Origin of the sequence: Trichocoleus desertorum AS-A10, assembly GCF_039962155.1 — a bacterium.
In the GTDB taxonomy this organism is placed as follows: Bacteria; Cyanobacteriota; Cyanobacteriia; order FACHB-46; family FACHB-46; genus Trichocoleus.
Genome location: NZ_JAMPKN010000002.1, coordinates 557,074 through 577,410, shown reverse-complemented (window position 1 = coordinate 577,410; position 20,337 = coordinate 557,074). Strand labels below are relative to the sequence as shown.

19 protein-coding genes are annotated in these 20,337 nt (G+C 50.5%); 11 read left to right on the top strand and 8 right to left on the bottom strand.

Annotated elements, in window-relative coordinates; genetic code table 11:
* Positions 1-62: 62 nt before the first annotated feature.
* From minD to NDA01_RS06365, 5 genes are all read right to left on the bottom strand, one after another.
* Positions 63-869 (bottom strand): septum site-determining protein MinD, encoded by an 807-nt coding sequence (gene minD / locus NDA01_RS06385; RefSeq protein ID WP_348227274.1) that lies wholly within the window; start codon positions 867-869, stop codon positions 63-65.
* A 190-nt stretch (positions 870-1,059) separates the two neighbouring features.
* Positions 1,060-2,085: a septum site-determining protein MinC gene (gene minC, locus NDA01_RS06380; protein WP_348227273.1), complete on the bottom strand. Its 1,026-nt coding sequence runs from the start codon at positions 2,083-2,085 to the stop codon at positions 1,060-1,062.
* 89 nt (positions 2,086-2,174) lie between these two features.
* Positions 2,175-3,500, bottom strand: a complete 1,326-nt coding sequence (locus NDA01_RS06375; protein ID WP_348227272.1) for a four-carbon acid sugar kinase family protein — start codon at positions 3,498-3,500, stop codon at positions 2,175-2,177.
* Between the two features lie 2 nt (positions 3,501-3,502).
* Positions 3,503-4,150, bottom strand: coding sequence for a hypothetical protein (locus tag NDA01_RS06370; protein WP_348227271.1), 648 nt, complete (start codon positions 4,148-4,150; stop codon positions 3,503-3,505).
* Between the two features lie 75 nt (positions 4,151-4,225).
* Complete coding sequence (locus NDA01_RS06365; protein ID WP_348227270.1) at positions 4,226-6,448, bottom strand: phosphoketolase family protein; 2,223 nt, start codon at positions 6,446-6,448, stop codon at positions 4,226-4,228.
* Positions 6,449-6,767: 319 nt separating this feature from the next.
* Between NDA01_RS06365 and NDA01_RS06360 the strand changes: the two genes are divergently transcribed.
* The 3 genes from NDA01_RS06360 (at position 6,768) to NDA01_RS06350 (ending at position 10,075) form a co-directional block, all read left to right on the top strand.
* Positions 6,768-7,850 (top strand): class I fructose-bisphosphate aldolase, encoded by a 1,083-nt coding sequence (locus tag NDA01_RS06360; protein ID WP_190550946.1) that lies wholly within the window; start codon positions 6,768-6,770, stop codon positions 7,848-7,850.
* 82 nt (positions 7,851-7,932) lie between these two features.
* Positions 7,933-9,099: a pyridoxal phosphate-dependent aminotransferase gene (locus NDA01_RS06355; RefSeq protein ID WP_348227269.1), complete on the top strand. Its 1,167-nt coding sequence runs from the start codon at positions 7,933-7,935 to the stop codon at positions 9,097-9,099.
* 115 nt (positions 9,100-9,214) lie between these two features.
* The gene (locus NDA01_RS06350) at positions 9,215-10,075 is read left to right on the top strand and encodes a restriction endonuclease (protein WP_348227268.1); all 861 of its coding nucleotides are present in this window, start codon (positions 9,215-9,217) and stop codon (positions 10,073-10,075) included.
* A gap of 57 nt (positions 10,076-10,132) precedes the next feature.
* On the opposite strand, the gene NDA01_RS06345 is transcribed toward NDA01_RS06350, so the two are convergent.
* Together NDA01_RS06345 and NDA01_RS06340 are read right to left on the bottom strand one after the other, a co-directional pair.
* Positions 10,133-10,759 (bottom strand): HNH endonuclease, encoded by a 627-nt coding sequence (locus NDA01_RS06345; protein ID WP_348227267.1) that lies wholly within the window; start codon positions 10,757-10,759, stop codon positions 10,133-10,135.
* A gap of 125 nt (positions 10,760-10,884) precedes the next feature.
* Positions 10,885-11,739, bottom strand: coding sequence for an acyl-CoA desaturase (locus NDA01_RS06340; protein ID WP_190556621.1), 855 nt, complete (start codon positions 11,737-11,739; stop codon positions 10,885-10,887).
* Between the two features lie 196 nt (positions 11,740-11,935).
* Here NDA01_RS06340 and NDA01_RS06335 point away from each other — a divergent pair, with 196 nt between their 5' ends.
* Together NDA01_RS06335 and ggt are read left to right on the top strand one after the other, a co-directional pair.
* The gene (locus NDA01_RS06335; RefSeq protein ID WP_348227266.1) at positions 11,936-13,177 is read left to right on the top strand and encodes a TetR family transcriptional regulator; all 1,242 of its coding nucleotides are present in this window, start codon (positions 11,936-11,938) and stop codon (positions 13,175-13,177) included.
* Positions 13,178-13,180: 3 nt separating this feature from the next.
* Entirely contained in the window at positions 13,181-14,731 is a 1,551-nt protein-coding gene (ggt, locus tag NDA01_RS06330; RefSeq protein ID WP_348227265.1) for a gamma-glutamyltransferase, read from the top strand.
* A gap of 12 nt (positions 14,732-14,743) precedes the next feature.
* On the opposite strand, the gene NDA01_RS06325 is transcribed toward ggt, so the two are convergent.
* Positions 14,744-15,028 carry an acylphosphatase gene (locus tag NDA01_RS06325; RefSeq protein ID WP_348227264.1) on the bottom strand — a complete coding sequence of 95 codons (285 nt, stop codon included), beginning with the start codon at positions 15,026-15,028 and terminating at the stop codon, positions 14,744-14,746.
* A 220-nt stretch (positions 15,029-15,248) separates the two neighbouring features.
* Here NDA01_RS06325 and NDA01_RS06320 point away from each other — a divergent pair, with 220 nt between their 5' ends.
* The 6 genes from NDA01_RS06320 (at position 15,249) to NDA01_RS06295 (ending at position 20,332) form a co-directional block, all read left to right on the top strand.
* Positions 15,249-15,737: an orange carotenoid protein N-terminal domain-containing protein gene (locus tag NDA01_RS06320; RefSeq protein WP_348227263.1), complete on the top strand. Its 489-nt coding sequence runs from the start codon at positions 15,249-15,251 to the stop codon at positions 15,735-15,737.
* Positions 15,738-15,988: 251 nt separating this feature from the next.
* Positions 15,989-16,357 carry a DUF1823 family protein gene (locus tag NDA01_RS06315; protein ID WP_348227262.1) on the top strand — a complete coding sequence of 123 codons (369 nt, stop codon included), beginning with the start codon at positions 15,989-15,991 and terminating at the stop codon, positions 16,355-16,357.
* Positions 16,358-16,483: 126 nt separating this feature from the next.
* The gene (locus NDA01_RS06310; RefSeq protein WP_348227261.1) at positions 16,484-16,933 is read left to right on the top strand and encodes a hypothetical protein; all 450 of its coding nucleotides are present in this window, start codon (positions 16,484-16,486) and stop codon (positions 16,931-16,933) included.
* A gap of 22 nt (positions 16,934-16,955) precedes the next feature.
* Positions 16,956-18,143, top strand: coding sequence for an 8-amino-7-oxononanoate synthase (gene bioF / locus NDA01_RS06305; RefSeq protein WP_348227260.1), 1,188 nt, complete (start codon positions 16,956-16,958; stop codon positions 18,141-18,143).
* A 182-nt stretch (positions 18,144-18,325) separates the two neighbouring features.
* On the top strand, positions 18,326-18,523 hold the full coding sequence (locus NDA01_RS06300; protein WP_348227259.1) for a hypothetical protein: 198 nt from the start codon (positions 18,326-18,328) through the stop codon (positions 18,521-18,523).
* A 339-nt stretch (positions 18,524-18,862) separates the two neighbouring features.
* Positions 18,863-20,332, top strand: coding sequence for a hypothetical protein (locus NDA01_RS06295; RefSeq protein WP_348227258.1), 1,470 nt, complete (start codon positions 18,863-18,865; stop codon positions 20,330-20,332).
* Positions 20,333-20,337: the final 5 nt, after the last annotated feature.

Sequence of the window (20,337 nt, the reverse complement as noted above, 5' to 3'; positions counted from 1 at the left end):
GCTAAAGGCTAGCGATGCGGTAAATGCAATCTGAGTAAAAGCCTTGACCTAGGAAAAGCGGTTTAGAGAATCTTGGTGGAAAAAAATCTACGAATGCGGGAGAAAACACTGCCGTTGTTAGGGGTGAGGTCTAAAAACTCTACAGTTTCGCCTTCTAAGCGGCGGGCAATATTACTGAAAGCAGTGCCTGCGGTCGAAGGAGTCTCGGATAAAACTAAGGGTTCCCCTCGGTTGGTGGAAACGATCACCCGCTCGTCGTCGGGAATAATACCGATGAGGGGAATGGCCAAAATTTCTTGCACGTCTTGCACTGACATCATGTCATTGACCTGCACCATCGCAGGCTTCAGGCGATTGACGATCAGACGAATTTTCTTGACGTTATTGGCTTCTAGCAAACCCACGACTCGATCTGCGTCTCGGACTGCGGCGATCTCTGGGGTGGTGACGATGAGCGCTTCTTGAGCGGCGGCGATCGCATTTTGGAAGCCCATCTCAATCCCAGCAGGGCTATCTACTAAAACGTAGTCATAAGCTTTGGCTAAGGCACTAATCACCTGCTTCATCTGGTCGGGACTGACTGCGTCCTTGGTGCGGTTTTGCGCAGCAGGCAACAAGGCAAGACGGCTTTGGCGCTTATCTTTCACCAGCGCTTGCTCTAGCCGACATTCACCCGCCAACACTTCCACTGCTGTGTAAACGATGCGATTTTCTAGGCCCAGCAGCAAATCCAAATTTCTCAGGCCGAAATCTGCGTCCACAACCACAACTTTGCGACCTCGTTGAGCCAGGGCCATGCCCAAGTTGGCTGTGGTGGTGGTTTTGCCCACCCCTCCTTTTCCAGATGTAACAACAATAACGCGACTCATGAGGTGGTTAGACGAATGAACTTTACTTCAACTTTCAATTAACTTTAACTTAAACCGCATTTTCACCGAAATTAATTCAGCGAGACTTATTAATCGTCTGCGATCGCCGCTTCCAATGCACCAGAACCAATATCGGTGAAACTGACGCAGAACCTAGAATTCTTCATTCAACCATTCTCCCGTCAAAATGTCAGGAGGTTTGGCCTGACTGGACAGAGATCAGCAGTTGAGTTTTAGCGAAGTCGGCAGAGCGGGCGATCCGTATTCCTTCGCTGGTAACATAAGCCACTTCTGGGTAGTACTGCGCAGGTGGCTTTTCAGGAGCGCGAGCTAAAGACTCAGCAATCCGCAGTTGAGTCGGCTCCATTTGCAGCGCCATAATCCGACACTGGGTATTCCCACTGGCTCCCGCATGCGCCACACCCCGCAACCGACCCCAGACTAAAATGTCACCGTCTGCAATCAGAGAACTCCCAGGGTTGATGTCTCCGAGGACCACGATCGTCCCAGGGTGGCGAATCTCAACGCCTGAGCGCACCGTGGTTTGAATGTAGAGCGGGTCCGCTAAGGCGGGCGGTGGAGTAGCAGTCGGTTGGCTGAGGTGAGCCACAGGAGCTTGTTGCTCAACTGAGTAGCCTGCGGTGGCTGCGGCGACGGCAGTTTGGCGACGGCTTGTGGAGACCCGCTTGAGTTGCAGTTGCACTTCCAAGAGGGCATCGGCGATCGCTTGCAGTTGTCGCCCATCCAGCAAACGATCGCGTGCCATGAGATGCACAACGGTCCCGGGTTGCCAAAAGCGATCGCCTCCCGATAAGCGTTGCTTGAGTTGTTGCCACAAGTCCGCCCAAGTTAGCGCAGTCGGGGAAGGCGGATCTGTCGTCTCCGTTTCGGGAGGCAACATCAAAAGTAATTGCCCCTCTTCACTCTTAAACCGCACCTGGAGGTCTTTGATCAGAGGTTGTTCTGGAGCAGAAGCTGACTCTATAGGCTGAGTAGCTGCATCGGGAGTCGCATCAGGAACCGCATCAGGAACTGCGTCACCAGCCGTAATAGAACTTTCCGCAGCAGACTCGGCAGGTGCCGTTGGATTGAGAGGTGTCGCTGTACTTGTGGTTGTGGCTTCGGCAGATGCAGGGTTAGGAGTTACAACTGCGTTGCTTTGAGTGGAGGCAGCAGATGGAGCAGCAATAGGATTGTTGGAGGAATCAGAGGTCATGCGAAACGTGCCTAAGCGGTTAGAACCTGAAACGATTCTGGGGGACTTTGCAGATTCATTTCCCCTCATGGAGAGGGTAGGACTGTATTTTAACTAGGTTTGTTGAGCCGACGATAAACCGTAGCTAAACCATCAGCATCCCCCACATTGCCAGGAAACAGCACCACAGGCAAGTTGGGGAAGAGAGGATGGTTGTCGGGAGTACAAACCATTGAGCAGCCTGCCAGAACTTGGCCTAAGAGTCGAGCAGTAGGCAAGTTTAAGCCTGTGCTCAGCACATCGTTGGAGGTAATGCCTCCTTTACTAATGAGAAAACCAATCTCACGAGGTAATCCGCGCACGACATCCATCAGCAACGCTGAAACGGCTGTACCAAAGTCTAGGCGTACCTGCACATCTTCAAAGGTGAGTTCTTGGCGACTGGTGTAAACCACGGGCGTTTTACCAGCATCATGAGCCTCACGGACTGCTTGCAACGTTTCGTCTAAGAGAGCGGCGCGGCTATCCGCATCACTATCTCTTAACCGAGCGACTGCCACCTCAACCCCCACAACCCCTGGTTCTTGCAGGAGCAGCTCTAACTGTTCCGTGGTTTTCTTAACATGAGAACCCACGATGACAGCACCTGGCTTGCCATCTCTGGCGTACTGGGCCATATCCTCTGGCGCAGTGGGTTGGGGAGGTAGAGCAGCTAGCGCGGTGAGTAAACTGGCCGCACTACGAAACAAGAACCGCTTGCCTTCTGCCGCTACTGCCAAAATATCAGTCGCAAAGTGATTTAAGTCAGCTTGGTTTTCCGCATCCACCACGCCACATTGGTTGTTGGTGAGTTGCAGTAAGCGATCGCGCACCCCAGCTTGAATGTCAGCGGTGAGGAAGCGCTCAACTTGATCAGCAGTAATACGCCCTTGAGTTTTCTCCTCGACATAATCAGGCAAGTAGCTGTGGTGGTAAGCAAACACAGAGTCATGGGCAAATTCAGTTTCATGCACTGGAGTTGGCACGCCATTCACCACCAGGTAATGGATGCTGTCTCGCGTGAATCGCCCACCCTCAAAGAAAGCAGGAACGAGAAAGTGAGCGTCAAAAAGGCCAAGTTCCTCCGCGATCGCATCGGTTTCGACAGGATAATGGCCGCGTAGCGTGGAGTCAGAGCGACTGACAATTAGGAAGTCTTGGATGGATTCGAGGGCGATCGCCTGCTTTAAGTTCTGGCAAGCTTCCCGCGTCACGATTGTGGCTTCTTCAGGCGACAAGGCACGAGTGTTGGTCAGAACAAAAAAGATGGGAGACTCATCAGCTAACCCGACTCGCAGCGTCTCTACATCCCAGCGAGTCAGGAGCAGACAGCTATGCACGGTCTGTGAACCCGTGGGGTCGTCATCTAGAACAATAATCTTGGGCTTGGTAGTCATGCTTAACTGAATCGCTGATTTTGCAACTTTTTCATTTCTGCTTGCACATCGACTGCGATGCTCAATGCCTGATTCAGCAATCGTCCATGCTCGCTGGCTTGATCATTAACTTGTAAAGTCGCTAGAGCTGTCAAGTTATTGTCAAATAAATCCGAATGGCGAGCAATGAAGCGTTGATTTGTTCGCAAAATTCTTTCCGTTTTCAGCGCCCGAACTAAATCAGCTCTGGTGAGCGCCAAAGCCTCAATTACCTGTTCACGATTGTTTAGAGCTACTTCTGAGTTACCTGCCGCTTCAATTTGATCATTAATGTCAATCGCTTTGATCACCGCGTTGTAGCGATCAACATCCATCACCAGATTAATAAGATGACGATTTTTCTGACTAAAAAGAATCGTTTGCACATCATCTACAATCAGCCCTACCACCGCACTGAGATGCAACGCGATCAGCAGAAAAGTGTGGTTGGCAAAGTTTAGGGCTAAAACCCAATAGCTGAGACCGAGGAGGGCGATCGCGAGTAGAGTCCTGAGAATTTCCCAGCTCACTTGCCTTCTGGTAGGAGGAATCAGCAAGTCACCGCGACGCATCCCACTTAGCCGCCGTAGCTCGCCTTTAGTAATCTCCAAGCTCTGTAAATCCGATCGCATCAGTCGATGCTCCTCGAAACCTGCTGTGCCCCTACCTTAGCAAGAGACGGATAGGGGCAGAGTTATGCTCCAGCCTTAATGAACGAGTTCGATCGCGCGTTTGGCGATCGCTTCCGCAGTCAAGCCATTGAAAGCCATCAGTTCTCCGGCGCTGGCTGTAGTTTCACCTCGTTTCCAGGCGAAGGTGTCCCGCTTGCTAGTGCTGCGGAGCATGATCGGCTCTAGCATGCCGCTGGCACCGCCTGTAATGCCGAGCAGGGCATCACCGCCAAATAGGGCTGCAAAGCCAGCATCATCTAAGAAAGTGCCGTCAGCTTCAGAGCAGGTGTCCCAAGCCACATCAGAGGCACGGTAGAGGCGACGGGGGTTGACGATGGAGACAACGCGCACTGCTAGTCCTTCTGTTTCCAAGAAGGTAGCGGCTTCTAATGCTGGAATGAGGGTCATGTCGCCAATCACGGCCAAGACCACGAGCTTACCGCCTTCTGTACCTGCAATTTCTTGGAGCGTGACGGCTCCTTGCTCTAACCCTTGCTGAGCTTGGGCAAACGTGGTGCGAATCGGCAGAGGTGATTTGCTAGCTGTGATTACAATGCCTTTGTTTTTGGTCGTTAAGGCCCAGTCGTAGCAAACTTGGATGCTGTTGGCATCGGGTGGAAACAGCGGGAAAACGTTGCCATTCCGCATCATGGCAGCAAAGTAGGCTTCCACTTCGGGCCGTTGGTGAGTCCAACCGTTTCGGCCTTGCTCTAAGGCTCCAGCCGTAAACAGCGTCACGGTGGAAGGGGTGGGGCGGCGCAGCTCAGACATGGCTTGCGTCACCGTTTGCCAAATCGGTAAGCCGTTGATGGCAAATGATTCGTAAGAGCACCAGAGCGTACGGCTGCCCATCAAAGCTAAGCCTGCGGCCAGTCCTGCACAAGCATCTTCACTCAAAGGCTCGTAAACCTGACCTGTGGGGCTTTGGTTGTAGAGATCGTCGGTGGTGGGATGAATGATTTTGAGGGCTTGGTTGATGTTGGCAATCCCCGAAGCTTCGTTGCCGTCTGCATTGGTCACGATGTAGTTGCGATCGCGCTGTCCTACCGCAGCTACCAAGCGTCCCATCGACGTAGTGGACACTTTCGGGTCGCCCCCCACCGCATATTCTTCCAGTGGTAACTGACCCAGTGCAGGCAAGGGGAGTTCCGACTCAGTCACCGCAGTCTTAGCGGATGGCCCCCCATTCGATCGCTCAAAATTGGTCCGCACTAGTTCCCAAGCTTTACCTGATAAAGCGCGAGCTTGTAGCGCTGTCACAATATCGGGGTTGTCGAGCGTGTGGTGGGCGTAGAGGTTGTGGGATTTTGCACCACGAGCATGTACTCCAGCCCCCTTGAGCTGCTTAATAATGAACACCGTCAACTTGCCGCTCAACGCTGACTTTGCGGCTTGGTCCACACCCGCTAAGACCGCTTCGGTAAACGCCAACCGCTGCTCAAACGAAAAAGCAGTGCTATCCACGTAATCCCCAGGTTGGTTTTGGTCATCGAAAGCTTTGGCATCCACCAAAATCACTTCCTCAAACCCATTACCGCGCCAGAAAGCCAGCATTTCCTCATTAGACTTCAGCGACACCATACTGTGATGTTCTTGGCTGAAGCCATTCCAAACCAACACGGGTAGGAAATTGGTTGCTTCCGGGTAAGCCGTGTGGAAATGGGCCATCGAACTCATAATGTAAGGCTCGCCCAAGCCCCCATCGCCCACCGTGTAAGGAAATAGCGTGTTCCGGTGCAGTAGCGCCGCCGCCATCGCAAAGTGTTGCCCCTGCCCCAACGGTCCCGCTGGAGCCAAAATACCGGGAATGTAGCCCGACAAGTGCCCTAATAGCCCGTGCTTTTCCCGGAAGCGATCGCGCAGTTGTTGCACCGTCTTGATGCCCATTGCTTCCAACGAGCGATCCAGAAACATCCCACTGTAGAACCCAGGCGCGTGGTGCCCCACTTCCGTAATGATGTTCTTGTGACCCAGCATCACCAGCGCTGCATAAGCCTCTGCTTGACTGGCAAACCCACCAGGGTGCCCCGAAGCCTTACTTGCCGTCACCTGCAAAATCAGATAGCGCAACGCATCCGCCGCCAGCATCGTCTGATAAACCGCTGCCTGATCCGTCGAACTCGCGATCGCCTTTTGCCCCTCCGCGATCGCTGGAGCTTGGCCATAGGCATCAAACCCAGGCACCGTATCACCAAAATACTGAATGCCCTCACAGAAAGCAGGAACAGCGGACATAGGATTCGGAGTGACTGCGGTCATGCTGAAGACACCTATTTGCAAAAACGGATCAGGTCAAATAACCCTTTCCCATAGTACAGGGAGGAGTGAGGGGTGAGGGTTGGAGGGTAAGGCAGGAGTTAAAAGAATTTAAGAAGTTGAAACACTAACACCTAAACTCGTCTGGAGGAGGTCTGGAGGACGCAGCCGTCCTTCAGCGGGGGTTTGGGGGCGAGTGCCCCCAAGGCTCGGATTCCCAAATGATTCTGTAGATACAGACACGTACACCACTTCCTAGACAAGCTAACTACCATAGAGAGAACAACAGACGATCACCGTTCTGAAGCAGAGGACAAGCACTATGACCGCTACATTATCTGTGCCGCAGTCCATCGAATCTTGGCTTGGAGAAGAAGCCCAAGACCTCCTAACCCACAAAGCCAAAATTTCCAAAGACCTTATACATTTGCCTGGCCCCGATTGGATCGAGCGCATCTTTGCCCAGAGCGATCGCTCGCCCCAAGTTTTGCGGAGCCTCCAACAGCTCTACTCCTATGGCCGCCTAGCCAACACAGGTTACTTGTCGATTTTGCCCGTAGACCAAGGCATTGAACACTCTGCGGGTGCCTCCTTTGCCCCCAACCCCATCTACTTCGACAGCGAGAACATCATTAAACTCGCGATCGCCGCAGGCTGCAATGCGGTTGCCACCACCCTAGGAGTCTTAGGTAGCGTTTCGCGCAAATACGCCCACAAAATTCCCTTCATCCTCAAACTCAACCACAACGAACTCCTCACTTACCCCAACAAATTCGACCAGATCATGTTTGCCTCAGTTGAGCAAGCTTGGAATCTGGGAGCTGTGGCCGTGGGAGCCACTATTTATTTTGGTTCCGAAGAGTCCGATCGCCAAATCCAGGAAGTCAGCCAAGCCTTTGCCCTCGCTCACGAATATGGCATGGCCACGATTCTCTGGTGCTACCTACGCAACGACGCTTTCAAGCAAGACAAAGACTATCACCTCGCGGGCGACCTCACCGCCCAAGCCAACCACCTTGGCGTTACCATCCAAGCCGACATCATCAAGCAAAAATTGCCCGAACTGAACAACGGCTATAAAGCAGTTGCCCAAGCCACAGGCAAAAGCTACGGCAAAACCCATGAGAAAGTTTACTCTGAACTCACCACCGACCATCCCATCGACCTCACCCGCTATCAGTTGCTCAACTGCTACGCCGGACGAGCGGGTCTGATCAACTCTGGCGGTGCTTCTGGCAAAAATGATTTTGCCGAAGCCATCCGGACTGCTGTGGTGAACAAACGCGCCGGGGGGTCTGGTTTAATCTCAGGCCGTAAGACCTTCCAGCGTCCGTTTGAGGAAGGAGTGCAACTCTTTCACGCCATTCAAGACGTTTACTTGTCACCCGATGTGACGATCGCCTGATGATTTCTTTGTGATTGACGCTTTGCGATTTGAGATTTTGGATTAATCTAGGAATCTGACATCTAACAAACCTGAAAGCGTAATGAAGCTGGCAGCACGAGTGGGGCAGGTATCACCTTCTTTGACATTGGCGATCGCCGCAAAAGCGAAAGCTCTGAAGGCCGACGGCATTGATGTGTGTAGTTTCAGCGCTGGGGAACCCGACTTTGACACCCCCACGCATGTTAAAGAAGCTGCCAAGCAAGCGCTGGATGAGGGCAAAACCAAATACGGCCCAGCGGCAGGGGAGCCGAAACTACGAGACGCGATCGCCCAGAAACTGCAAAGCCAGAATCACCTGTCCTACCGAGCCGAACAGATTGTCGTCACCAATGGTGGTAAGCATTCTCTGTTTAATCTCATGCTGGCCCTGTTGAATCCCGGCGATGAGGTGATTATTCCTGCCCCTTACTGGCTCAGCTACCCAGAAATGGTGAAGTTGGCCGCAGGAGTGCCTGTAATTCTCGAAACAGATGCTGCCAGCGATTTCAAAGTCACCCCCGACCAACTGCGTCAAGCCATCACGCCTAGAACCCGCCTGTTTATTCTCAACTCGCCTTCCAACCCCACTGGAGTCGTTTATACACCCGACGAAATTCGTGCGATCGCCCAAGTCATCGTCGAGCAAGACATCCTAGTGGTTTCTGACGAAATCTACGAAAAGATGATCTATGGCGACGCTGAGCATCTCAGCATTGGTGCGGTGAGTCCAGAAGTGTTTGAGCGGACGATTATCAGTAACGGTTTCGCCAAAGCCTACTCGATGACTGGCTGGCGAATTGGCTACTTGGCAGGCCCAACAGATTTAATTAAGGCTGTGAGTACGCTGCAAAGCCACAGCACTTCTAATGTCTGCACCTTTGCTCAATATGGAGCGATCGCAGCTTATACAGGCTCTCAAGACTGCGTGGAAGAAATGCGGCAAGCCTTTGCCCAGCGTCGTCAAGTGATGCTAGACCACCTCAACGCGATTCCTGGTCTAAGCTGCCCGCCACCAGACGGAGCCTTCTACCTATTCCCCAACATCAGTAAGACTGGCCTCAAGTCTTTAGAGTTCTGCGATAAGTTGCTTGAAACCCAACAGGTCGCGGTAATTCCTGGTGTTGCTTTCGGTGCAGATGACCACATCCGTCTCTCCTACGCTACTGACATGGCTACGATCGAAACAGGTATGGAGCGTTTAGCAGAATTCGTGCGATCGTGTTTTTGAAGTAAGGCGTTGGAGGGGCGATCGCGAAATAGTCTTACATCATGACCATCGATTTATAGTTGACAAAGCTCTATCTCTGTAAATCTGCTTCTATAAATCGACTAGTAGTTTTTCCATGAAGCGCTCCGCCTCTTCAGTTCCTACATTTGACTCAATGTTTTTGCCTACAATTCAAGCTCTACAAATTTTGGGTGGTTCCGGCACAACTGAAGAGATTTATGACAAAGTAGTTCAACTTCTCAACCTGCCTGATAAGGTGCTTGAAATTTCGCATGGCAGTACCTCACAGAGCGAGGTTGAGTATCGGCTTGCGTGGAGTCGTACCTATCTAAAAAAGTACGGCTTATTGCAGAACTCAGCCCGCGGGGTTTGGTCTTTATTGTCAACATCCATCAATCTTGACAAACTAGATGCCAAGGAAATTGTTAAGGCTGTTCGAGATGGTGACAAGAACAAAGCTGCCCCGTCAGATGCTCCAGACGAAGCCGTTGGAGTGATTGAAACTTTAGAAGAGCTAGCTTGGCATCAACAACTTCATAAAACCCTACTCTCGCTAGAACCCAGTGCGTTTGAACGTTTAGCACAACGTCTACTGCGCGAATCAGGTTTTATTCAAGTGCAGGTGACAGGTAAGGCTGGTGATGGGGGTATTGATGGTGTTGGTATTGCTCGAATCAGTGGTTTTTTGAGCTTCCATGTTTTATTCCAGTGCAAACGCTATCAAGGTGCAGTCTCAGCTAGTCAAATTAGAGATTTTCGTGGAGCGATGCAGGGACGTACTGATAAGGGCTTGTTTATTACAACTGGAACCTTTACAAGAGATGCGCTCAAAGAAGCCACACGAGATGGGGCACCACCGATTGATTTGATAGATGGCGAACAGTTGGTTCAGCGCCTAAAAGAGCTGAGATTGGGTGTCAAAATAACGATGATCGAGTCTGTAGAGGTTGATAGTGATTGGTTTACTAAGATTTGAAATGCGCTTACCAGTCTCTTACTTTGCATTACACGTCAAGATGGGCGATCGCACTGCTTAACAAAATCGCTCTAGTCCATCCCATGTCGAGCGAACGGGTTCTCGTAGTCTGGGATCAGCTAAACCAACCTCTTCCAATGTGTAACTGCCGCGACCAAAATTACAGGGTGCACAAGTAATAACGACATTCTCTAAATCATTGTTGCCACCTCTGGCGTGAGGCAGCAGATGATCGTATTGCAACCACAGAGCTTGGAAGACGGCATGTTGTTCCGGGTTTGTTTTTCCCCACGGCAGGGCGTCTGGATAAGCCTTCTTGATGCGATCGCGGACTTCACCTCGGATGACTGGGACACCGCAAAATCTACAGTGGTAGCCGTCCCGTTGATGCAGAAAATGTTTTTGGGCTGCTGTTGGCATCCGATTTGGAACCCGTTGATCTTTCGGCAAGTGCGGAGGTGCGTTCGCTACAACTCGGTACTGCGTGTAAGGACTGTTGGCACCCCAGAGAGATTCTGTCCACTCTCGAACTGCGGGAATATCAGCAAGACGGATCAAAGCCTCAGCGACATCAAACCGTCCGACAAGGTGGGCTGAAACTGCTGCATCCAAATAACGTGCGACATCTGCAATTTCAGGAATTGGCTCTCGAAAACACGGGCGATCGCTCAACCTCTTCTCCATTTCTCCATAAGTTAAGTTGTATCAAAAAAGCCTCTAAACCGAGACAAGGGGTACTTGAACTGCGATCTAAAGGCTTGAGGTTTACAGGTGAGTTAATACCTGTTGATGAAGCGAGTAAGTATTAACTAATTGGCTGTTTTTACTGTAGGTGGCATCACCACTTTCTTAGCTAAACCAACTGCTTTGAGCGCTTTAATTGCCCACCAGGTGACATCAATTTCCCACCAATGGCGGCCTGCGGGGGCCACATTTGGTTGAGCATGGTGGTTGTTGTGCCAGCCTTCGCCATAGGTGATTAGAGCAGCCCACCAGAGATTGCGGGAGTTGTCTTCCACTTCGTAGGTGCGGTAGCCGCGCAAGTGAGAGACAGAGTTGATGAACCAAGTGCTATGCCACAACAGTACTGCGCGTAAAAATAGACCCCAGACCACATACGACCAACCACCGATCGCGTATAGCCCTAGGCCCATCGGGATTTGTAGCAATACATGATAGCGATCGAGAAAGCGATAGTAAGCATCGCGAGCAAGATCGGGGGCGTATCTGTAGTACTTTTCGGGATTAAAGAACTCGTCACGCGGGTACAGAACCCAGAGCATGTGGCTCCACCAGAAACCGCGCTTGGAAGAATAGGGATCTTTGTCTACATCCTCAGCAAAAGCGTGGTGTTGGCGATGACCTCCAATCCAAAAAATTGGCCCGCCCTGTAGCGCTAAGGCTCCGATGGTAATGATGATGTACTCCAACCATTTGGGTACTTGAAAACTGCGGTGGCTGACGAGTCGGTGATAGCCCAAGCAGATGCCAATGCTGCCAAACAGCCAATGGAGAAACAGGGTAACGCCTAGAGCCGACCACGAAAAAAACCAAGGTGCCAGCAAAGCGATGGCGTGAAAGCTCCCGAAAAAGAGCACATTAGACCAACTCAGCGACAGGGATGGCCTACCTGTAGCAGCAGGCGCAATGGAATTAGAGGTCATAAATTTCCTATTTGAATGCCGTATTTAACCAGTGCTGGGGAGTTTCAGGACTGGTGAACTCGCCCTCGCTGTTCACTGGTTGTGCCTTGGTTTTGATCGAAGTCAAAAAAGACCGCTACAGTAGGAGGATGCAAGCCATACTTACATAGCTTAGCAATCCCATCCAGCAATTGCAAGTGGTACTTGCATTTTATCTATGTCTGCTCAACGAAGTCTGACGCGACAGCGCCTCATTAACGCGGCCATTGAGCTGTTTACGGCTCAGGGGGTCACCGAAACCACAACAAGACAAATCGCTGAACTAGCAGAGGTCAATGAAGTCACGCTATTTCGGCATTTTGGTAACAAGCATGGCCTGCTGCTGGCGGTGCTGGAAGACTCTGGGATGTTTACCCAGCTCGGCGAGTCCCTGATTCAGCAAGCCAACCAAACTAGCAATATTGCTCAAACCCTTAAAGACTATGCTAACGCTTGTCTCCAGGCGCTGGAGCGTGTGCCAGACTTTGTTCGCTCTGTGGTTGGGGAAGCAGGTCAGTATCCTGCCGAGAATCGCCAGGCTTTGGGGCAAGGCATCACAGAGGCGAATCGTTATGTTGCTGAGTATTTAGCCACAGTAATTCATCAGGGACATTTGCGAACTCTCCTTCCGGCAGAAAAGTTGGCTAGTCTGCTCAACGGCATGTTGTTGGGGTATGCCGTGATCGAGTTCACGAGTGAGTTTCACGAACTCTGGGAAAGCCGAGATGACTTTTTAGATAATTTAGTGGAGCTGTTTTTGCATGGAGCTGTGTTTCAGTCAGAGGCGCAGCTAGAAGCAATGACGACTCATCCTTGGGAGGCGATCGCTCCTTTGGGCTCGGAATCTAAAGCTGATCTTCCCGCTCCTTTAGTTCATGCTATTTTGCAACAAGCGAAAAAACGGGGGTTGCAAGAATATGCGATCGCCTACGTGCTATTTGCAGCGGGTTTGAGCGTGTCTGAAATAAGTGCTTTGCAGCGATCGCAACAGTTTAGTGCCACTCAGCAACATTGGTTGCAAGTGCTCCGCAATGGGGTGAGACAAGTACCAGTCAACCAGTGGATTTTGGGGCAACGCTATGGCTCCTATACTCGCAATCCCCTGACTCACTGGCTCAAAAGTCGTAAAGATGCCCAGTCTGCTTTGTTTCTTTCGGCTACGGGCGAACCGATTTCAGAGGTGGAAGTGCGATCGCAATGGCAGCAGATGATAGAGAATTTGTTGACCCCGGAAGGGCACCCACCCCGGATTGAGCAAGCCCAACCAACTTGGTGTGTGGAAATGCTGATGCGCGGGCTGAGTTTAGAAGACCTAAGTATGCTAATTGGTTGGGATATCACTCAGTTGCAAGCCTACGTGCAGCGAGCCAAAACTAAAGCGGCTCTAGAACAAGCGATTCGCCTCGATCAGAAAACATAGATTATGCCAAATTCAACTCACGGTGTGATTGCTGCGGGACATGCCAAAACAGCCGAAGCAGGGCTGGAAATGTTGCGCTTAGGGGGTAATGCCTTTGATGCGGCGATCGCAGCGGTAATGGCGGCTTTTGTCGTGGAGCCGACGCTGACTTCTCCGGCAGGAGGAGGGTTCCTTTTAGCGCATACGTCTCAGCAAGAAGATATTTTATTTGATTTTTTTACTCAAACACCTGGTTCTAAAAAGGCCCAATCTGCTTTAGATTTTTACCCGGTTGATGTCAACTTTGGTGGGGCGATTCAAGAATTTCATATTGGCTTGGGATCGATGGGAGTGCCCGGAAATGTGGCTGGCATTTTTCATGTGCACCAAAGGTTAGGTAGGTTGCCGTTTCAGGCGATCGCAGAACCTGCAATTCACTACGCCAAAAACGGTGTAGAAATTTCTGATTTCCAGTATTTTTGTTTTCAAATTCTCAGCCCAATTCTGACTGCTTCAGCAGAATCACGCCAAATTTTTGCTCCTGACGGTCCTTTGGTCGCACTTGGAACTAATTTGGTGATGCCAGACTTAGCAGAGACATTAGCTTATTTAGCTAAAACTGGACCGAAGGGATTTTATCAAGGTGATATTGCCCATCAAATTGCTCAAGACTGTGAAAACTTTGGTGGTTATTTAACCCTGGAAGATTTACAGCAGTATCAGGTGATTGAACGTCGGCCTTTGACGATTAATTATCGCGATAATATTCTACTGACCAACCCTACTCCTAGCTCTGGCGGCACTTTAATTGCTTTTGCTTTGGAGCTTTTGTCTGCGATCGATCTAACAGCTTTTGAGTTTGGCAGTGCTCAACATTTAGATCTTTTGGCTACAACGATGCGATTGACGAATGCAGCACGTCGAGAGCAATCGCACCAGCTTTTTCAACAGGATTCCCAAGCATTTCTAGACGGTGCTCAAGTGGAAGTGTATCAGGCTCAGTTATCGAATGCCGTGAATAAGTGGGGCAGTACAACGCATCTGAGCGTGATTGATGATGAAGGCAATGCTGCGAGTGTAACTACTTCTAATGGCGAAGGTTGCGGTTACATAGTTCCTGGCACTGGCATCATGATGAATAACATGTTGGGCGAAGAAGATTTGAACCCAAATGGCTTTCATCAATGGCAGGAGAATACACGCATCGCGTCTATGATGGCTCCTACGATTGTGCTGAAAGATCAGCAGCCAGAGATTGTTTTAGGTTCTGGAGGTTCCAATCGAATTAGAACCGCAATTCTGCAAGTAATTTCTAATATTTTAGATTTCCAAATGCCTGTGGCAGCCGCAGTGGAGAGTCCACGAATTCATTGGGAAAACTCTGTATTTAATGTTGAGCCAGGATTTAGTGAGGCTGAGCTGAGCAAACTGCATCTTCCACCGGACGATGAACGGGTGTTGTGGCAGCAGGAAAATATGTTTTTTGGTGGCGTGCATACTGTGATACGAGATGCAGACGGAACCATTACGGGTGCGGGCGATCGCCGTCGTAGTGGTGTTGTAATGAGCTGCTAACTTTGGGCTCGTTCAGCGACTCGTATGAAATCCTTGAATTTCTTCTGACTCTTCGTACTCCACTTTGACTTCCTGGACGATCGCCATCTGTGGCCCTTTGTGACACCACCGAATCATCTCTTCCAGCAATTCTGGTGGACCTTCAAATACTGCTTCTACTCGTCCGTCGGGTAAGTTCTTGACCCAACCATTGACTCCTAGGGTTTCTGCGGCCTGACAAGTTGACATGCGATAACCGACACCTTGGACTCGCCCAGAAATCCAAACATGCGCTCTTGGGTGGTTAACATTTGCCATTTAGCTGCCCTCTGATGTGGAACTCAGCACTCATAATCGAGGCTTGAGCTTGATCCTTAGTCTTATGGATGTTGTTCTCCATTTGTGGCACCACCAGAAACTAACCTCTGTCAATAGTTGGGTTAAAGGTGATGATTTTAGTTAGAAGCTTATGTCTTGAGCAGGGTTAAGCCCACTGTACCGCTTGTTAAATTTCAGGGGTTGTTAATTTCAAGCTCCTATGACATACACTGACATTGCCAATAATCAAAAGCAAGCGATTCAAAGTTTTCAGGCTTTTGATGCAGATACTCAACTAGCCCTCCTGTGGTTTATTTATGAGGAGCTGAAGGGTTCCCTCACGCCCAAAGGTGGCCCTGATACCTCTGGTTTCGCGATCGCTCAAGGGGTTGTCGATCGCATTCAACAACTGCCTCAAGATCAACAGCTTCAAGCTCAACGGGATGTCGTAGCTGGCCAACCCTCGGAGTTTGGTACTTCTTATGGAGACTTCAACTCCAGCAACAGATTGGCTTTCTGGTATCTGTTAGCTCAAGGCATGGAGAACGGTCAGATCGTTAATGTGCCTTCTGACTATAAAATGTCTGGCGATGCTCAAGAGTTCTTTAATGCGATTAAGGGGCTAGAGTTTAATGACCAAATTACGTTTATGCGGAATGTGGTTTCCTGCATTGGTCCTGAGCCCAAGGAAGGCGCTGTTTTCACCTAAGGTATTGGGTGAACTGAATCGTCTGTAAAAGGTTTTTGTGGTTGTTTGACCTATCTGTATAAGAAAAGAGCTTGGGGGCGCCTGCCCCCAAACCCCCGCTGAGGGACGGCTGCGTCCCCCAGACCCCCCTCCAGACAAGTTTTAAGTGTATCTGTTAGGCACTGATAGACGAGAGAAGAGAGTTTTTGGGGTGAAATTGAGGTAGTTTTTTAGATCGGGCTAAAAGTTTCTGCGAATTCTGTGGTTCGTTTATGTCTGATCTACTTCCTCTCAATCCTGATACTGTCTGGGATATCCTTAACGACAAAATTGATGATGCGATCGCCAATGGTTTGGTTTGGCATTGTTTGGGATATCGCTACGATGATGTGAATGGGCGCTGGGATGCAACGGATGTGGCTCCAGATTGGCGAGAGGCGTATCCTGAACCTCCAGATTTTATTGAGAGTCGCCCCGCAACGGTGAAGCTGACGCGATCGATCCCAGCAGAGAATAAGCAGTTGCTGAAGGAGCAGTTGGGGTTTACTGGCTACAAGGTAGGTGAACTGGTACCTCGACTGACGCGCCGAGCTACAATGGCGAATTGGTTACTTAGTTATTTACGTAGTGCCAGTATTTAGTGGAATAAGTGCTTGGCAGGATGATTCCTTGGCAAAACAAGTACTTGGCGGAACAATTGTAGGCATTAGACTTGTCTCTAGAGATACCGAGGGGATTCAGGTTTTCCCTCATATGGGGCAAGGTCTATGTTTCCTGCGCTACTCTCGTCTTTGGTGCTATCTGGCCAAGTTCATATTTCTGTCCCGGTGAATCAATACCCTTGGGGCTATTCTGGCTATCCTAATGGCGGCAATGTCATCATTGTTCAGCCGCAGCAGATTCAGCCGCCTGTGCTGGTGGAGTTTGATGCGTTAGGCAAGGATTGGGGGAGTGTGTGGATCAATGGGGAAGAAGTCTACCGTCCCAAACTCTATAATCGTCGGCAGGTGTTGAATCTGGCTCCTGGTAGCTATCGAGTTGTCCTGACTGGTATTACCAAGTACGATGTTTGGTCGGCGGGTTATCTGAATGTTGGCCGCACAGGTACGCTGCGAGTGGTGTTTTCTAAGACAGATGGCGTTTATGTCCAAGGCGACCCTAGCGCTTGGTTAGGCGATCGCGATGTCCGCAATGGGATGGAAGTTTGGCGGCGCTAATCTTTAGGAGCCGTACTTGAGAATGGCTACGAATCCCTATGCCTGGTTGGAACAATCTCTAGAAACCATTCACCGAGCAGATTGGTATCGTTCGGTGCAAACAATTGAAAGCCAAGCTGGGCCAGTAGTGCGCTTAGTAGGGCGAGAAGTGCTCAACTTTGCGAGCAACGATTACTTGGGCCTAACCAGTGACGATCGCCTGATTCAAGCGGCGATCGCGGCTACCCAAGAGTTTGGTACGGGGAGTACGGGGTCACGGCTGATTACGGGGCATCGAGAACTCCATCGGCAGTTGGAACTAGCGATCGCGGCTCTAAAGCAAACTGAAGATGCGTTGGTGTTTAGCTCTGGGTATTTGGCTAATTTGGGCGCGATCGCGGCTCTGGTCGGTAAGCGCGATTTGATCTTGTCGGATCAGTACAACCATTCCAGCTTGAAGAATGGAGCCATTCTCAGCGGAGCTACAGTAGTGGACTATGCCCACTGTGATGTGGCTGACTTGAGCACCAAGCTAACCCAACAGCGCGATCGCTACCGTCGCTGCTTGATTCTGACCGATAGTGTTTTTAGTATGGACGGTGATCTCTGCCCCCTACCAGAGTTGATCGCGATCGCCAATGATTTTGAGGCGATGCTGCTGGTGGATGAAGCCCATGCCACAGGGGTAATGGGAGCGACGGGAGCAGGTTGCGTTGAGCATTTCGGTTGTACTGGGCACCCCTTAATTCAAATTGGCACTCTGAGCAAAGCGCTCGGTAGTTTGGGCGGTTATGTGGCTGGCTCTGCTGCTTTGATTGATTTCTTACGCAACCGCGCCCCCACTTGGATTTACACCACAGGTCTTTCTCCGGCGGATACTGCCGCAGCCTTAGCCGCGATCGCGATCGTGCAGCAAGAACCGCAGCGACGGGCTCAACTTTGGCAGAATGTAGCTCATCTCCAACAATTAATTGCGGAAAGTTGGAGCGATGCTCCGATTGCTTTTGAGCTAAAGCCCCTACCCTCTGCGTCACCGATTCTTTGCTTTCAAGTGCCAGATGCGGCAACGGTGCTCCAGATAGGGCAACAACTCAAACAAGCTGGAATTTTTGCCTCGGCGATTCGACCCCCCACGGTGCCGACTAGCCGAGTTCGGATTACGGTGATGGCTACTCACACTTCAGCTCACTTGCAACAATTGGCTGCTGCTTTGAGCCAGGTTACTACCTGAGTCGCCTGAATCCATAAACCAAAGTCTCAAAGTCACTGAAAGGTATGTTGGAGTTAAGACACCTCTCGGTGGGTATTGCTGTTTTCTTGAAAGTGTGTATAAAGATAAGCGCTTTGGCGGTTTTTTTAACCTGACAGAATTTTTAATCTAGAACCTCTATCTACAAAAACTTATGATTATTTATGAATCAAAAAATAATTTTCACTTGTGCTGACCTGCCGCCACACTTGCCCTTGGGCTACCAGTTTTTCGAGGCTCCCGACTTTATTGAATGTGAGCTTTTGGAAGGGGAAACTTCCCAGGAAGCTTTAGCCAGAGCTAAGACTGCTGGTCTGACAGTGGTCGGTTGGAGCGTCAAAAAATCGTACCCTAAAGTCTAAGGTTGGGGCTGCAAGGACTGGGCCGCAAGGATTGCGCTGCAAAGATTGAGCGATCGCTTGTCATCCTACCCAATTGGCCGTAAAGTCGCATCTAACTGATAACTGCTGAACTATCTGATAATAATTGCTCGTGGTTGAGTTACCTTAATTTGTTGGGGCAGCGTTAATTTCTGTCTAGAGAGAGATTTTGTAGCGCGATCGCCAACTGAGGTTTAAGTTTTTTTACTAAATCGGGCACCCTGAATTGAGAAAGGATCTGTCCTCGTCCAGATATCCGGGTTAGTTGCCATGCGCTGTCTTTCCGTATTGCTGTTGGGGTCTTCAGTGCTGAGCTCGCTAATGCAGCCCCCAGCGATTGCCGCAGAAACCGATGCCGTGCCAACTGAGGTAATTCGAGCTCAAGGATTCTGGCCCCAAGCCCAGCAACTGCTGCAAGCCCAAATTTTGTTAGTCGATCGCATAGAACGGGCGGTGGCTGAGCCTGATCCGAATCAAGTGCGGGCGGCACGAGGGCAACTAACTTTACAGACTGCGGCTGTAGATCGGTTTCTTAAGAGCCAGTATCCCCTGCCTAACTTACTCTGTGCGCCTACCAGAATCCGAGTTGGCAATACAGAAGAACCGTTCACGGTTGGCTCTGGCCTTAGTCAGTCGCAGGGTACCGTTTACTGCAATCTATACCAATCAACTCAAAGATTAGCGTCCCTAGGTGATTTACTCGATCGCCGCCTGTTTATGTTGGCTTCGATCGCGGAAGTGAAGCCACTGCGAGTCGTAGGAGAACGACAAGCTCCCTCGCTCCCAGGTACCCCCACTCAAAGCCCTAACTTAGGCAAACCAGCCACCTACCGCTATGGCACCGCTCCCACTTTGCCGACTGAGAAGCCACTTGTAATTGGTGAAGCTGCGAAAACAGCGATCGCGGATTATGTGCCACCCATGTCACCCGCGATCGCCCCGCCTCCAGAAGCCGCTCCGGTTCTGCAATCGATCAAGCAACTGTTGACTCGTACCCAAAGCGCTTTCCCTAATGCAGCCAGCTTTTCCACTCCCACTCGGCAAGCAGAAGCACTAGATCAATACGCCTACGGGCTTTATCCCAAAGAACGTCAGCTTTATGCCAAGTTTCTAGAGCAGCCCAACACTGGCATTGCTCGTGTCCTGTTGTCTGAGGCTTACCGCCCCCGACCCAGCGCTTTACAGAATCGCTTAGAACCCACCGTCGCTGAGCGCTTTCCATTTGTCCCTTTGGTGCAGTCTGAAGCAAAATTTACCCCTCGATTTCTGCTGGAGATTGAGAATGGCCGCTTTCAACTCGTGCAGTCTGGCTTGAATTACGGTTTTTTGGCTCCCATGGGAGATGTGCCGATAGAGTCTTTGCAAGCTACACTCTCGGCTCAGCAAGTGGAGTTGGCTCCTAATCTGCGGCAATTTTTTCTCACTTATGCGCCACCCAATCAACTCGACGCGATTCAAACCGATCGCCGCCGCTTCTTGAGTGGAAAAGTCAATAACCTAGCGCTGAATCAGCCATTAATGAGCCAAGCCCCCATTAGCTTGAACCAAACTTATTTAATGCGATCGCTGCAATTCCAGATGCCAGAGATTGTGATGAGTAGAGAACCTGTGTCTCGTCGCGATCGCCGCTACCTAGATCTATTACTAGAAACCCCTAGTAGTGACCACCTTCTAGCGTTTCGGCCAGTGATTCGTCACTCCGATGGCACCTATACTGTCTTGTGGCGAGTCTTGCAGCAGTTTCCAGACCCGCAGATTCAGGATCTAGATAAGTACGTCAATCTAGATTAACGGGC